We start from the raw sequence: 14,597 nt of genomic DNA, 5'->3' as shown, positions 1-14,597 counted from the left end.
CGGTGGATGACAATGGAAATTGCGACCTCGCTTGGGCCATCTTGCAATAGCCTGAAGCTTGCCGCTTTTTCCTGCGTTCTAAACTGAGCTAACCGGGGCCTTGCGCTGTTTAAACCAACGAATATTTCTCGCGCAAATCTTCACGAAGCGTAACGGCCGAATCCTCACGGATATAATGGCATACGTAAGAGCGGCGCCAGCGATCTGTGCTTCGGTTGCGGTTGGAGGAATGAATGAGCAGCTCATGGAAAAATAAAATATCGCCTTTCTCCATAATGACCGGAATTTGCTGCGTCAAATCCACGCCCTCGGTCTCATCCGTCCACTCTTCATGCTCCTCGAGATTTTTAACCTTGCCATGCGGTAGCAGCCCAAGCTTATGCGTGCCCGGAATGACCCATAAACAGCCGTTTTGCTCATCCACCTTGTCTTCCGTTGCAATCCAAGCAGCCACCATTGTCATCGGATCATTTTTAATATAATAATAATCCTGATGTGCAGCCTGGCCATGTGAGCCGGGTTCCTTATAGAAAAACATGCTTTGCACGCACACCGCTTCCCGCTCCATCAGCTGGGCTAATGTGCCTCGTACAATTGGAAGCTTCATCATTTGCCTAGAAAAGCTGTCATGCTGGTGCGGATTGAACAATCTTGTCGAAAAACGAGCCTTCTCCGAGGTGCGTGCCCATTCGGGCATCTCGCTTAGCGGTGCTGAACGAATCTCAAAGATGTGTCTGTTAAAAGCATCAATTAAATCGGAGCTGCACCCTTGTTTGATAATAATAAATCCATCCCGCTTATACTGCTCAAGCTGAGCGTCCGTAAGCGGCTTTAATCGTTCGGATTTTTTTGCTAGCATCGTACAGATCCCCTCTCCATGATCAGTGATTGTTATCGCTGGCCCCCGTTCAGCTATACCTGTATCTTACTATCGCGGGTGACGCGCGGCAATGGACCTGATTAACGAAAATGTATCTGTAATTGATACTGGACATGATACGAGATATCCTCTTTATAAGCTAACAAACTTGTAAAGAGCTTATATTTCAATAAAAGGCGGGAGCGTTTGCCCGCTCTCCGCCTTTCCCTAGTTAACGTTATGACTGTATGACAGTACTTTATGGCCGATTGCCTATCGGCAATAACAGCTGCACGGGCATTAGACCCGGTCGCTCGGCTTCGTCATAATCCATGCATGTACCTCGTCATTCACGAATTTCCAAGCCCGCGTCGGTCCTGCCATGACGTTTAAGTAATAAACCTCGTAGCCCGGAGGCGCTGCTACCGGATGGTAGCCTTCCGGCACAAGCACCGTTTCGCCATTCTTTACGATCAGCGTCTCATCGAGAGAACGGCTGTCCGTATAGATTCGTTGAACGGCGAAGCCTTGCTCCGGCTGGATTTTGTAATAGTACGTTTCTTCTAGCAGCGACTCCTGAGGCATATTGTCCTGATCGTGCTTATGCGGCGGATAACTGGACCAGTGGCCCTCCGGCGTAATCACTTCAACGACAAGCAGGCTGTCCGCCGGCTCGCTTTCAGGCAGTATATTGTAAATTTGACGCTCCAGATTGCCATATCCACGCAGCTCTGAAGCAGCAGCCGAAGGCGCGATAAGCCGGGCTTTGAAATTCCCTTTGCCTGGTGCGCTGCAAATAGCAAGCTCTAAAGCTGTTGTCGCCGTAACCTCGAAGTGATCAGCATTCGGAACGTAGATAGCGTAAGGCGGCTTCTTCTCGAACACGCTCATCCGCTCGCCCACACTTGTCCAGCTCTCCTCCTGTGTCGACACATCAGCAAGGCCGGAAAGCAGAACGAGACAATATTCAAGGCCATCGGTACTGCGCTTCAACGTTTGTCCAGCTTCCAGCTTCGCTACCTCGAACCCGACATATTCCCAGCCGGCTGATTCGGGCGATACCGCTAGCACAATGCCTTCTTCGTTCGGGGTTGTTGGCTTGACGATTAGCTTAGACATGGCTACCCGCCCCTTCTGCTTCTTGCTTCAACTGAACTGCTTCGCTTATTTGAACGGGGCGCCCGAGCTGATAGGAAAGCTTGGCGGCCAACGCGATCGTTTCTGCCTTCACGCCATCCTCGCCAGTGACCGGAAGAGGCTGTCCGTTGCTGAGACAATCTACGAATTGTCTAGTTTCATCGATATAAGCCTCGTTGTAGCGCTCCAAGAAGAAATGCAGCGGTTTGTCACGCGTCACGCCTTCAGCCGAGCTTACCTCTGCCGTGTTCGGGTGATCATTGCTGACTGCAACGCTGCCTTTGGAGCCAAAAACTTCAACGCGCTGGTCGTAACCGTAAGCCGCCTGGCGGCTGTTGTCAATGACGCCAAGCGCACCGTTGGCAAAACGAAGGGTGACGATGGCTGTATCCACGTCGCCATATTTACCGAAGACCGGATCGATCAGAACGCCGCCCTGCGCGTAAACCTCTGTCACTTCGCTGCCAGTCAGGAAACGTGCCATGTCGAAATCATGGATCATCATATCCATAAAGATGCCGCCGGAAACTTTAATGTACTCTTCATGCGGAGGATTCGGATCGCGTGAAGTAATTTTCACGATATGCGGCGTGCCTACTGAACCGATCAGCACATGCTCGCGTACACGCTTGAAGTTATGGTCAAAACGGCGGTTAAAGCCGATTTGCAGCTTGATGCCAGCTGCTTCCGCAGCCGCTACGGCTTCCTCGGTCCGCTTAATGTCCATGCTAAGCGGCTTCTCGCAGAATACATGCTTGCCCGCCTGCGCTGCCTGTTTAATCAACGGAACATGCGTATCGGTCGAAGAGCAGATGAAGATCGCGTCAATGGCTGGATCATTTATAATTTCAGAGCTGTCCTTCGTCACCTTCGAAATGCCGCGTTCAGCGGCCCATGCGCTAAGCTCAGGACCTGCAAACAGATCGCTCACCGCTGTAATTTGTACTTGAGGCAGACGAAGCAGATTGTCGGCGTGAATTTTGCCAATGCGCCCCGCTCCGATAATGCCAATCGTAATTTTTTTTGTCATATCCTTATACCTCCCGCTTCGCTTTGCCTGAACTGCCGAACAACCGGATTTTCGCTTTCACGGATTCCTGAATCGCCTGCCGCGCCGGAATTAAATAGTTGCGCGGATCATAAGCGTCCGGATGCTCCGCAAGGAAGCCCCGGATCGCCTGCGTGAAAGCGGCTTGATTATCCGTATTTACATTTATTTTTGCAGTGCCAAGCTTGATCGCCTGCCGAATCTCATCATCCGGCAATCCGCTCCCGCCATGCAGAACAAGCGGGAGTCCGGTCAGTTGCCGGATCTCGCCCATTCTTGCATAACCAAGCTTCGGCTGGCCGCGATAAGGCCCGTGAACCGAGCCAAGCGCAGGAGCCAGGCAGTCAATGCCCGTCTCGCGGACAAGGCGGAGGCATTCCTCCGGAACGGCATACATGCCCTCCGCGTCGTCAACGACAAGGTCATCCTCACGGCCAACAATACGGCCAAGCTCTGCTTCCACGCTTGCGCCAAGCACATGCGCAGCGTCCGTGACTCTGCCCGTAATATCGATGTTCTCCTCCAGCGAGTGGTGGGAGGCATCGATCATGACGGAGGTAAATCCGGCACGCAGCGCGCGAATGCACACGTCATACGTAGAGCCGTGATCCAGATGGAGCGCGACCGGTACGGTAATGCCGTAATGCTGAACCAACGATTTCACCATGCCCGTAATGAATTCAAGCCCGCCCATATACGGGATGTAGGCTTCGCTGACGCCGAGAATAACCGGCGCCTGCTCCTCCTCTGCCGCTTGCAAAATCGCTTGCGTAAACTCCAGGTTGTTCAGGTTGAACTGGCCGACGGCATAACCTTCTTCGGCTCCCCGCAGCAGCATTTCCTTCATCGATACAAGGGTTACCACCGAGCCGTCACCATTTTCTTGCGAGTATAAAACTCTACGCCATCGGTTCCGTTGGCATGAAGATCGCCGTAGAACGATTTTTTCCACCCCGAGAACGGGAAGAATGCCATTGGCGCCGGTACGCCTAGGTTAATGCCAAGCATGCCTGCGTCGATTGTCTCGCGGAATTGGCGAACGCTGCTGCCGTTCGACGTGAATAGGCAAGCACCGTTAGCGAAGTCGGATTTGTTCGCAAGGGCAATGGCATCCTCCAGCGTTGCAACGCGTACAATCGCAAGTACTGGTGCAAAAATCTCATCTTGCCAAATTTTCATGCCGCTTTCTACGTTATCGAAAATCGTTGGTCCAACAAAGTAACCTTCTCCGTCAGTTGCTGCGTCCTTGCGTCCGTCGCGAACAAGTAAGGCGCCTTCGTTCTCGCCTGTTTCGATATAATGGAGCGTTCTTTCTTTAGCCCCGCCGCGAATGACCGGTCCAAGGAATACATTCTCCTCCATGCCGTTGCCGATGGTGATTTTGTTAGCAGCGTCCGTTAGCTTGCTTACGAGCGTATCGCCAACTTCGCCAACCGCTACCACAACCGCGCAAGCCATGCAGCGCTCGCCGGCCGAGCCGAAAGCAGCATTAACGATTTCTTTCACGGTAAGGTCTAGATCCGCATCCGGAAGCACGATAGAATGATTTTTTGCGCCAGCCAGCGCTTGCACGCGCTTGCCGTTTGCCGTACCTGTTTTGTATACATACTCGGCAACCGGCTGCGAGCCGACGAAGGATACCCCAGCGATATCTTTATGCTCCAAAATTCCGTTTACAACATCGCGTGCTCCGTGTACGACGTTAAGCACGCCGGCAGGCAAACCAGCTTCGGCAAACAGCTCTGCCAAGCGCTGAGCGAGTAGCGGCGTACGCTCCGATGGTTTCAATACAAAGGTATTGCCGCAAGCGATAGCTAGCGGGAACATCCAGCAAGGCACCATCATCGGGAAGTTGAATGGCGTAATGCCGCCGATGACGCCAATCGGATAGCGGTACATGCCTGATTCGATGTTGGAAGCGATGTCCGGCAATTGCTTGCCCATCATCAGGTTTGGCGCTCCTGCCGCAAACTCTACGCACTCGATGCCGCGAAGCACCTCGCCGTAAGCTTCGCTGTAGCTTTTTCCGTTCTCTTTCGTAATTAGCTGCGCAAGCTCTTCCCAGTGGTCAACAAGCAGCTGCTGATATTTGAACAATACGCGCGCACGTTTCGGTACCGGTGTTTTGCTCCAGCTTTGGAAGGCTTGTTTGGCTGCAAGGACCGCTTTGTCGACATCCTCTTTCGTTGATAAAGGTACGTTCGCAAGCGTCTCTTCCGTCGCCGGATTGACGACTGCCTCTACCTCTGTCGTCGAAGCCTCCACCCATTCTCCGCCGATATAATTTTTTAATGTGTTTACCATTTTGTCGCTCTCCTCTCGGCTTATGAAGCAGTAATTTCACCGCGTTCGCAGCGCTTTATATAATCGTTTACTTGTTCCGTAGTTGGCATAGCGTCCGAGCAGCTATGGCTTGAGATGACGATACATGCCGCCGCGCTGCCGTATTCCATACTTTTCTCTAGTGTCCAGCCCTGCATGACGCCGTACAGAAAACCGGCCGCGTAAGAATCGCCGGCACCAAAGGTTTTGATGACCTTGGCGGGGTAGCTCTTGGCACGATGCTCCGAGCCATCCTTCGTATAAGCAATCGAGCCTTCCTTGCCGTGCTTGATGATCGCAATCTTAGCTGAATAGCTGAACCACTTGGTCGCAGTCACGCGGTCATCGTGCGTAGGATTGTTCTCGAACATTTCCATTTGGTCGAATTCTTCACGCGTTCCGATCAGAATATCGCATTTCTCGGCAGCCAAGTTGTAATACACGGCCGTTTCCTCCGCCGATTTCCACGTATATGGCCGGTAATCAAGATCAAATGCAATCACTGCGCCATGCTTCTTCGCGTATTCAAGTGCTTGGAAAACAGCCTCTCTCGAAGGGCTTTGCGCCAAAGCCGTACCGGAGATGAGCAGCATTTTCGCTTGTGCGATTATTTCCTCGCTTACCTCTTCGGGCTTCAGCAGCAAATCAGCCACGTTGTCGCGGTACATGAGAATGCTGCATTCGGACGGGCTCTTAATTTCGGTAAAAGCAAGGCCGGTTACGGCTCCAGTGTCGTCTACGGATACGCTCGACGTATCGATGCCTTCTCTCTGCAAATAAGTAGAGATAAAACGGCCCATCTGGTCATTGGCGATTTTCCCGATAAAAGCCGTTTTCTGCCCGAGACGGGACATGCCAATCGCAATGTTCGCCGGCGAGCCTCCGACGTACTTCGTAAACGTCATCGTTTCTTCCATTGGACGGTTAATCTCGTTTGCATTCAAGTCGATGCATAGGCGCCCGATAGCTACAAAATCAAGCGGTTTGCCGCTTGGAAAAGTCACTTGCTGCATGCTGCATCCTCCTTTACGTTGTCTTCAGGGAATTCAAATAAAGCAATGATTGCTTCGCGTATTCGTAAGCGGGATGCGCGGCAGGGTCCTGTTCGCCTTCAAGCATCGCCCAGCCATCGTAGCCGCGGGTAACTAATTCCTTGATTATCGGTTCAAAATCGATACAGCCGTCACCAGGAACTGTAAATACTCCGTTGCGGATACAAGTGACAAAGTCAGCTTGCTCTGCGCGCGAGCGATCCAGCACCTCCGGCCGAATGTCCTTCAAATGGACATAGGCAATACGGTCGTAATGCTTGCGGAGTACCTCAAGTGGATCAGCGCCGCCATAATAGGCATGGCCGGTATCAAACAGCAGATAGACTAGCGATGGATCAGTCAGCTCCATAAGCCGGTCGATCTCTTCTGGGCTTTCGATGACGGTGCCTCCATGATGGTGGTACGTCAGCTTGAGGCCGTATTCCTGGGCGATGGCACCAGCCGCATTTAACCCGTCGGCGAGGCTTCTCCAGCCCGCTTCGTCCAGACGCAGCACTTCCGTCTCATTCGGCGTGCGCCGCGCATCGAAATGCAGCGAGCCCCCGCCTTCACAGGTGCTAATCACCTTGCTGCCCATGCTTTGCAAGAACTTGGCATGCTCACGGTAATCGGCAAGCTCGGATTCCTTGTAAGCCGGGTCCGAGAACAAGACGGTTTTCCACTGGGAAGAGAGGCTGATGCCGCGCTTTGCGAGCTCTTCTTTCAGTACTGCCGGATTTGCTGGGTATTTCCTTCCCATTTCCGTTCCTGTCAAGCCAAGCGCTTGAATATCATCTACGATTTGCTCGAAGGTTGTGTCTTCTCCGTGCTCCTTCACATCTTCACCGACCCAATTAATCGGGTGTATGCCGAGCTTGAAAGGGAATTGGCTCATCGGTAATTTCTCCTCTACTCGATTAGATAAGTTTGACTGCATCAATATTTTGTTTCATTTCCTTATGTGCCCGGGCAACCTTATCGCTTACGGAAACCTCGGGAACACCGACGTTCCACCAGGATTCATAACCAGAGGTATTCGTGCCTGGAACGACCGGAATCTCGATGAGCGTCGTGCCCTTCTCGTCCTTGGCAAGCAGCAATGCCTCTCTTAGCTCTTCCGCCGTTGTCGCTTTAAAGGTTGCAGCGCCCATGCTGCGCGCATGCGCCGAGAAATCAATCGGCATATACTGGCCTTTCAATCCGCCAGTTTTTTCTGTACGGAAACGGAATTCATTGCCGAAGCCGTCGCTGCCATGGCCCCTTTGCAAATTGTGAATACACTGATAACCGTGATTATCAAGCAGAAGCACCGTGAATTTGCGGCCTTCTTGAATGCTCGTCACAAGCTCCGAATGCAGCATCAGATAACTGCCATCGCCGAGAATCGCATATACATCCTTATCGGGCTCAGCAAGTGCAGCGCCAAACGCACCGCTAACCTCATAACCCATACATGAGAAGCCGTATTCCATATGGTACGTTTTCGGCTCAACCGAGCGCCACACCCGGTGCAAATCGCCTGGCAGACTGCCTGCGGCACAGACAATAATATCCGAATCGCCGAGGGTTTCGTTGATGACGCCAAGCGCTCTTGTCTGCGCCAGCCCATCCTCATGCTCTGCGGCGTAAAGCCGGTCAACCTCTGCATCCCATTGCTGCTTAAGCTCCGCGACTTCATTGTCGCCATAACCGGAGTGATAGCTCAATTCAGCAAGCGCGTAACGCAGTCCTTGCAAGCCGGCTTGGGCATCGCAAGTAACGGCAACGCCATCAAGCTTGAATGAATCGAAGCTGCTTACGTTCAGGTTCACGAATTGCACGTCTTCGCTGCGGAATGCAGATTTAGAAGAGGTAGTAAAATCAGAATAACGCGTGCCTATTCCAATAATGAGATCGGCCTCGGCAGCCAACCGATTCGCGGCAAGCGTTCCTGTCACGCCAACCGCGCCGACATTAAGCGGATGATTCCAAGGCAGCGAGCTTTTTCCTGCCTGCGTCTCCGCTACCGGAATTCCGAATGCTTCTGCGAACTCTGCCAGCTCCTTCGATGCACTGGAGTAAAGCACGCCTCCGCCTGCAATAATAAGCGGTTTGCGCTTCTTCGCGATCAAATCCACTGCACGCTGCAGTGATTCCGGCGTAGGCAAACGGCGATCGATGAAATGTACTTTTTTCTCAAAAAATGCCGCCGGGTAATCGTAAGCTTCTGCCTGTACATCCTGTGGCAAAGCCAGCGTAACTGCTCCTGTTTCTGCTGGATCCGTCAGCACGCGCATCGCTTGCGAAGCAGCTTGCATGAGCTGCTCCGGACGTACGATACGATCCCAGAACTTGCTCACGGGCTTAAAAGCATCAACGGCAGAAACCGTATAATCAGATACAACCTCAAGCTGTTGAAGAACAGGGTCAGGCTGCCTTGATGCAAAATTATCGCCAGGCAGCAGCAGGACCGGAATTCGGTTGACTGTAGCCGTTGCTGCAGCCGTTACCATATTTAAAGCGCCAGGTCCAATGGAGGATGTGCAAGCATAAATTTGAAGACGGTTCCTCTGCTTGGCGTAAGCGGTTGCAGCATGGACCATCCCCTGCTCGTTCTTGCCTTGAATAAAGGTCAGCTCTCCTGGGCTTCTCTCAATCGCTTCACCCAGCCCCGTAACGTTGCCATGCCCGAAAATGCCCATGATGCCCTGCACGAATTTGGTTTCCTTGCCATCAACCGATACATATTGATTATCAAGAAAACGCAGCAATGCCTGTGCCATCGTTAACCGTATCTTGTTCATATGATGCTCCCTCCACAAATCGGTATAGCGCTTAACTTAACAAGGTAAAGCGCTTAATTGACCTTAATATACACCAAAAGTTCAGCTCCGGCAATCTTTTTATTTTTTTAAACGCTGCAAACATGATCCTCCTCACGTCTTGCCCTAAAAGTTGCTGTCCATTCCCCGGCGTATTGAAATATCGTAATCCTATAACGATCTTTTGAAGTACTGATATCTAACAATCAATCTAAGTACTGTATAGGCATATGTATATGTATATGTCCCAATCGTTTATTTCAGAAACGGTTTGTTGTAACCATAGGAAGTGAATGTTTGTTGGTGGTGGAGTGGTGGGTTCGTGGGTTCGTGGGTTCGTGGGTTCGTGGGTTCGTGGGTTCGTGGGTTCGTGGGTTCGTGGGTTCGTGGGTTCGTGGGTTCGTGGGTTCGTGGGTTCGTGGGTTCGTGGGTTCGTGGGTTCGTGGGTTCGTGGGTTCGTGGGTTCGTGGGTTCGTGGGTTCGTGGGTTCGTGGGTTCGTGGGTTCGTGGGTTCGTGGGTTCGTGGGTTCGTGGGTTCGTGGGTTCGTGGGTTCGTGGGTTCGTGGGTTCGTGGGTTCGTGGGTTCGTGGGTTCGTGGGTTCGTGGGTTCGTGGGTTCGTGGGTTCGTGGGTTCGTGGGTTCGTGGGTTCGTGGGTTCGTGGGTTCGTGGGTTCGTGGGTTCGTGGGTTCGTGGGTTCGTGGGTTCGTGGGTTCGTGGGTTCGTGGGTTCGTGGGTTCGTGGGTTCGTGGGTTCGTGGGTTCGTGGGTTCGTGGGTTCGTGGGTTCGTGGGTTCGTGGGTTCGTGGGTTCGTGGGTTCGTGGGTTCGTGGGTTCGTGGGTTCGTGGGTTCGTGGGTTCGTGGGTTCGTGGGTTCGTGGGTTCGTGGGTTCGTGGGTTCGTGGGTTCGTGGGTTCGTGGGTTCGTGGGTTCGTGGGTTCGTGGGTTCGTGGGTTCGTGGGTTCGTGGGTTCGTGGGTTCGTGGGTTCGTGGGTTCGTGGGTTCGTGGGTTCGTGGGTTCGTGGGTTCGTGGGAATTTGCATGCCCATGCGGCGGTAATAAAACTTTGAAATATGATCTGCCAAGCACATTTGACATGAACGAAGTTTGTTTTGGGAAGATGACGGAATTCAATTTGTTGATCCATACTACGCAGGTGGAGCAAATAGTCAGTTTTTATGCAATAATCAAAAAGTGTTTTAAAGAGGAGCATTCATCGTAAGCCAACTCCTGTACATGAACGTATAGCGAAATAGTCCACTAACAGAAATCATTGCACCCGATTGAAACCTAATAGCAATATGGAATAACAGCTTTTGACTAATAATAAAACAAGAAAAAAGCCACACTATTGGTGACTTCTCTCTATTTGATTTATCAGGAATTTCTCCTGCTAAATAAAGGGTTTTCCGCTCTTTTAAGCAATTAACAGGAAATTCTCCCTCTAATTCGACCACATCAGCCGAGAAAGAAGAGAATCGTTGAAATTAACGGGACGAATTCCCGTTAATTCCTATTACTCTCCAATGAAATCCCGTTTAACGGGATAAATTACCGCTAATTGAAGCGTTTTCTGCTCTTTTAAGCAATTAACAGGAAATCCTCCCTCTAATTCGACCACATCAACCGAGAAAGCAGAGAATCGTTGAAATTTACGGGACAAATTCCCGTTAATTCCTATTACTCTCCAATGAAATCCCGTTTAACGGGATAAATTACCGCTAATTGAAGCGTTTTCTTTTCTTTTAAGCAAATAACAGGAAATCCTCCCTCTAATTCGACCATATCAGCCGAGACGGAAGAAAATCGTTGAAATTAACGGAATAAATTACCGTTAAACGAAGTTATTTTCAATAGCAAAGGTTAGCCCCTACTCGATAAGCCCTTTTTCAAGGGACGTATTGCTCAAGGGGGTGACGAGAAAAACCTCCCCAACGCCCGCCCTTCCATACCGCTGTCCCCGAGGCACGCCTACTCTACTGTCTCATTGCAGTCGACTGCCTTACGACAAGCTCTGGCTGAAGCACGATCCGCTTATCATCCCGATCGCCATCCTCCAGCATCGCAACCAGCGAATCTACGGCCAGCTGGCCCATTTCCTTCGTTGGCTGCGCAACGGTTGTAAGCGGAGGATCCGTTACCTCTGCAAGAATGGTATTGTCGAAGCCGATAATGGATACCTGCTCCGGCACCCGGACGCCCAGCTCCTTCGCGGCCTGCAGCGCTCCGATTGCGAGCAGGTCGTTGCAGCAAAACAATGCCGTAGGCGGATTCGGCGAGCGAAGCAACTCGCCCGCTTGCGTCTTCCCATCGCGAACCAGTTCATCGCCACAGGCGCGGATCAAGCCCGGCTCCACCTGCAGCCCAGCTTGCTCCCAAATGGACAGGAACCCTCTGATCCGTTCCCTGCTGCTGCTGACCTCTTCATTTTCTGCCAATACGCCAACACGGACATGGTTTTGCTCAAGCAAATGGCTCGCCGCCATCCCTCCGCCGCAAAAATCGTCAATGATGACTGTTTTGGCGGCCAGCTTCGCCTCACGGGCAATTACAACCACAGGAACCTTGCTTTTAACTAAACTGGCTAGTGTGCTTTTGTTAGCGATTCCGGTTCCGATAATCATGCCGTCCACGCGTTTCTGCTGCATCAGCGACAGGTATCTCTCCGCGCGTTCCTTCTTATTGTCTGTGCTGCATATAAAGAGGCTGTAGCCGAGATGATGGCTTTGATCCTCTACCGCGCGTGCGATTTCCGCAAAGAACGGGTTGGAGATGTCCGGGACAAGCAACCCAATCGTAAATGTCTTCTTGCCGGTAAGTGCGGAGGCGATGACGCTTGGCTGGTAATTCAAGCGCTCCATTACCTGAAAAATTTCATGCCTGCGCTGCTCGCTAATTTTCCCTTTGCCGTTAATGACCTGGGATACAGCAGCTATGGACACTCCAGCCTCTCGGGCTACATCGTATATTGTAATTTTCATTAATATTCCTCATTTAGCCATCGTATAGGTTTTCCCTCATTATGAAGACCGAATGCCATTTTGGCAAGCTGCCTCCCAAAGTAGCAAAACGGTTGAACCCACTTGCAAACACTCAGCTTCATCCATTCGAGCGCAGCGGCTAAAATAAAAAAAGCTCCTCGCTATTGGATAGCCAGGAACCTAATTGAAAAAGGCATAGTCAGTACGCTCTCATGCTCAGCCTACGCCACGCAAGTGCGAACCGCTCCGTCGCGCCCTTTCTCCTTCGCGTCATATAATGCCCGATCGCATAGCTTGTATAACGATTCAAGGCTGGTCTCGCGATCCGGGACCAACGTAACGACTCCAAGGCTGATAGATAACTTCCCTGGAATCTCAGGAATGCTCGTTTGCGCAATCGCATTTCTAAAACGTTCCACCAATCTGTCAGATTCCGCTTCATCCGTGCCGGGCAGTAAGATTGCGAATTCATCTCCCCCATACCGACCGAAGGAATCGGCCCCTCGCAACTGGAGACGAATTTGCTCCGTAAGCTGCTGAAGGGCGCGGTCCCCCGCATGATGGCCATGCGTATCGTTTATTTGCTTAAAATGATCGATATCGAATAACACCAACGTAAGGGGGTCCTTTGTTTTGGCATGCTGCGTAATAGATTGGTTCGCATGCATAACAAAGGTGCGCCGATTCAAAATGCCGGTCAGGTCATCGTAATGGGCAAGACGCAGCAATTCGTGATCAACTTTCTCTTTCAGCAGCAATACAAAACCTGTATTGCCAATAAACATAATAAGAAATAAAGATAAAAAAGCTAGATTTTGATAAATGCCGGGTTTATACAAACCGATAGTCTCTTGAAAATTCAAAGCAATGCAAGCTCTGCCAATCAGGCTAAGGATGGCCGTAGCGTACAATAATCCGATAATTTTCATCATTAACGAACTTTGCCTGAACCGAAGCAGTTTGTAAGCGGGCCATACCATCAGGCTGGCCGTTCCCAATGAAGCAACGGCGACTCTAACATTTTCTACGTTGTGGATGATGACAACCAAATGAAAGCTAATGGCGATGACAGCGGTCAGCACAATATAGACGATTTTAGTTGATCTCTGAAAAACCTGCTGAAGCTTGAGCAAAGAAACCGCTTCGAGAGAAAAACCGGCAAAAAGGAGAGAGTTCGCAATCGTCACCGTGATTACGTCCGGCACTCCGCTGCGCATAATAATAAACAGCCATGCCATGCCTTGCAGCACTTTCGCCAGCAGAAAAATATTCAATGTCCGATCCTTAGTATGCGTACGCCAATAAGCGCTTATCAATACGACCGAAAACAAATGACCGAGCACGATTAAAATAAATACCGTATTCATATCAAGCGACATTAGCAAGCTCAGCACCAACTTATATGAAATGACTAATGATATTAATTATACTAGATGTGGTATCATTTTTCATTTTCTTTTTGTTCATATTTCAGTTGGTAATATTGCACAGCATGTCGCGCTTAATCAATCCAGCTCTGCTCTCGAAAACAAATCATGGATGAGCGCATTATTTTCGCAGGCCTGTTTAAATCCTTTCGCAAAGTTTGCCATCGCTTCCTTATCGCTGGTGTAGGCAGCGAACATACCCGCCTCCGGGTCAAAATGAATGGTCGCTGCGAGCTCCGGCATTTTTTCTTCTAGAAAAACAGCAGCCAGCGAAGCCCAATCATATCCGTTTCCTTCAAAGCCTTCCTCAGCCCTTGCTTCGAAAATATCGTTTTTGTAGCCACCCACTGACAAAATGAGCGAAACGCTGCCGTTGTCATGCGATACCAGTGTAAAGGGAGCCAACTCGTCGTCATCGGCCCGTACAGCAGTTGTCTGGTCTGCCAAATTTTCTATTTGATCCGATTCCTTCAGCTTACTACTGCTCCAGTTCAGCAGCCTTTGGCAATCTGAATCCCCCGGCTGCAGCTTTAACGCTTGCTCAAGGACAGCGACCGCATCCTTATATTTTTTGCTATAATAATAAGCATAACCCAGCCTGTAATACCAAAGCGAGTCCGTGGCACCCTGCTCCTCGACCGACCGAAAAGCAGCAATGGCTTCCTCATACCGGTCCTCGTTATTTAATGCTCTGCCCAGCTGGCAAACAAGCTCATAGTCGCGTTCCGCCGCAGGTATTTCCTCGATTGTTGCTATAATCCGGTTATACTGGTCTTTCTGATGCCATAGATTAAGCTGCTTTAACAGGTCTGGATTCAAATATACAACCTCTTTTCAGTTAGTTAGGTCGCCTTGCGCCTATGAAATGGAATATGCTACCTAATTAATATAAACACAACGGTAACGAAAATAAACCGCCTATAGAACCAATTCAACCCTTTGGCAGCGGGCGGCCCAAGGTTGCTCGGCATACCTAAATGATATATGATGGCGA

11 protein-coding genes are annotated in these 14,597 nt (G+C 50.8%); all 11 read right to left on the bottom strand.

Annotation, left to right across the window (positions count from 1 at the left end; genetic code table 11):
* Nucleotides 1–109: 109 nt before the first annotated feature.
* Nucleotides 110–859 carry a phytanoyl-CoA dioxygenase family protein gene (locus FJQ58_RS24275; protein WP_139997375.1) on the bottom strand — a complete coding sequence of 250 codons (750 nt, stop codon included), beginning with the start codon at nucleotides 857–859 and terminating at the stop codon, nucleotides 110–112.
* A 300-nt stretch (nucleotides 860–1,159) separates the two neighbouring features.
* Nucleotides 1,160–1,978 (bottom strand): 5-deoxy-glucuronate isomerase, encoded by an 819-nt coding sequence (iolB, locus tag FJQ58_RS24270; protein ID WP_139997374.1) that lies wholly within the window; start codon nucleotides 1,976–1,978, stop codon nucleotides 1,160–1,162.
* Entirely contained in the window at nucleotides 1,971–3,026 is a 1,056-nt protein-coding gene (gene iolG / locus FJQ58_RS24265; protein WP_139997373.1) for an inositol 2-dehydrogenase, read from the bottom strand. The genes iolB and iolG overlap by 8 nt, the downstream gene beginning before the upstream one ends.
* Nucleotides 3,027–3,030: 4 nt before the next feature.
* A complete protein-coding gene (gene fba, locus FJQ58_RS24260) occupies nucleotides 3,031–3,891 on the bottom strand; it encodes a class II fructose-1,6-bisphosphate aldolase (protein WP_140000041.1) in 861 nt (286 codons plus the stop codon).
* A gap of 11 nt (nucleotides 3,892–3,902) precedes the next feature.
* A complete protein-coding gene (locus FJQ58_RS24255; RefSeq protein WP_139997372.1) occupies nucleotides 3,903–5,348 on the bottom strand; it encodes a CoA-acylating methylmalonate-semialdehyde dehydrogenase in 1,446 nt (481 codons plus the stop codon).
* A 20-nt stretch (nucleotides 5,349–5,368) separates the two neighbouring features.
* Entirely contained in the window at nucleotides 5,369–6,379 is a 1,011-nt protein-coding gene (iolC, locus tag FJQ58_RS24250) for a 5-dehydro-2-deoxygluconokinase (protein WP_139997371.1), read from the bottom strand.
* 13 nt (nucleotides 6,380–6,392) lie between these two features.
* Nucleotides 6,393–7,292: a myo-inosose-2 dehydratase gene (gene iolE, locus FJQ58_RS24245; protein ID WP_139997370.1), complete on the bottom strand. Its 900-nt coding sequence runs from the start codon at nucleotides 7,290–7,292 to the stop codon at nucleotides 6,393–6,395.
* Nucleotides 7,293–7,314: 22 nt separating this feature from the next.
* Nucleotides 7,315–9,180, bottom strand: a complete 1,866-nt coding sequence (iolD, locus tag FJQ58_RS24240) for a 3D-(3,5/4)-trihydroxycyclohexane-1,2-dione acylhydrolase (decyclizing) (protein ID WP_139997369.1) — start codon at nucleotides 9,178–9,180, stop codon at nucleotides 7,315–7,317.
* Nucleotides 9,181–11,171: 1,991 nt separating this feature from the next.
* Nucleotides 11,172–12,176 (bottom strand): LacI family DNA-binding transcriptional regulator, encoded by a 1,005-nt coding sequence (locus tag FJQ58_RS24225; RefSeq protein WP_139997367.1) that lies wholly within the window; start codon nucleotides 12,174–12,176, stop codon nucleotides 11,172–11,174.
* Nucleotides 12,177–12,397: 221 nt separating this feature from the next.
* Entirely contained in the window at nucleotides 12,398–13,555 is a 1,158-nt protein-coding gene (locus tag FJQ58_RS24220) for a GGDEF domain-containing protein (RefSeq protein ID WP_139997366.1), read from the bottom strand.
* A gap of 126 nt (nucleotides 13,556–13,681) precedes the next feature.
* Nucleotides 13,682–14,422 carry an immunity 51 family protein gene (locus FJQ58_RS24215; protein ID WP_139997365.1) on the bottom strand — a complete coding sequence of 247 codons (741 nt, stop codon included), beginning with the start codon at nucleotides 14,420–14,422 and terminating at the stop codon, nucleotides 13,682–13,684.
* Between the last annotated feature and the right edge of the window lie 175 nt (nucleotides 14,423–14,597).

The organism is Paenibacillus paridis (assembly GCF_006345825.1).
GTDB classification, from domain to species: Bacteria; Bacillota; Bacilli; order Paenibacillales; family Paenibacillaceae; genus Pristimantibacillus; species Pristimantibacillus paridis.
This window is presented reverse-complemented; position numbering and strand designations above follow the sequence as displayed.

Coding starts and splice junctions, on each gene's coding strand:
- FJQ58_RS24275 (WP_139997375.1), bottom strand. CDS start 859: ATGCTAGCAAAAAAATCCGAACGATTAAAGCCGCTTACGGACGCTCAG.
- iolB (WP_139997374.1), bottom strand. CDS start 1,978: ATGTCTAAGCTAATCGTCAAGCCAACAACCCCGAACGAAGAAGGCATT.
- iolG (WP_139997373.1), bottom strand. CDS start 3,026: ATGACAAAAAAAATTACGATTGGCATTATCGGAGCGGGGCGCATTGGC.
- fba (WP_140000041.1), bottom strand. CDS start 3,891: ATGAAGGAAATGCTGCTGCGGGGAGCCGAAGAAGGTTATGCCGTCGGC.
- FJQ58_RS24255 (WP_139997372.1), bottom strand. CDS start 5,348: ATGGTAAACACATTAAAAAATTATATCGGCGGAGAATGGGTGGAGGCT.
- iolC (WP_139997371.1), bottom strand. CDS start 6,379: ATGCAGCAAGTGACTTTTCCAAGCGGCAAACCGCTTGATTTTGTAGCT.
- iolE (WP_139997370.1), bottom strand. CDS start 7,292: ATGAGCCAATTCCCTTTCAAGCTCGGCATACACCCGATTAATTGGGTC.
- iolD (WP_139997369.1), bottom strand. CDS start 9,180: ATGAACAAGATACGGTTAACGATGGCACAGGCATTGCTGCGTTTTCTT.
- FJQ58_RS24225 (WP_139997367.1), bottom strand. CDS start 12,176: ATGAAAATTACAATATACGATGTAGCCCGAGAGGCTGGAGTGTCCATA.
- FJQ58_RS24220 (WP_139997366.1), bottom strand. CDS start 13,555: ATGTCGCTTGATATGAATACGGTATTTATTTTAATCGTGCTCGGTCAT.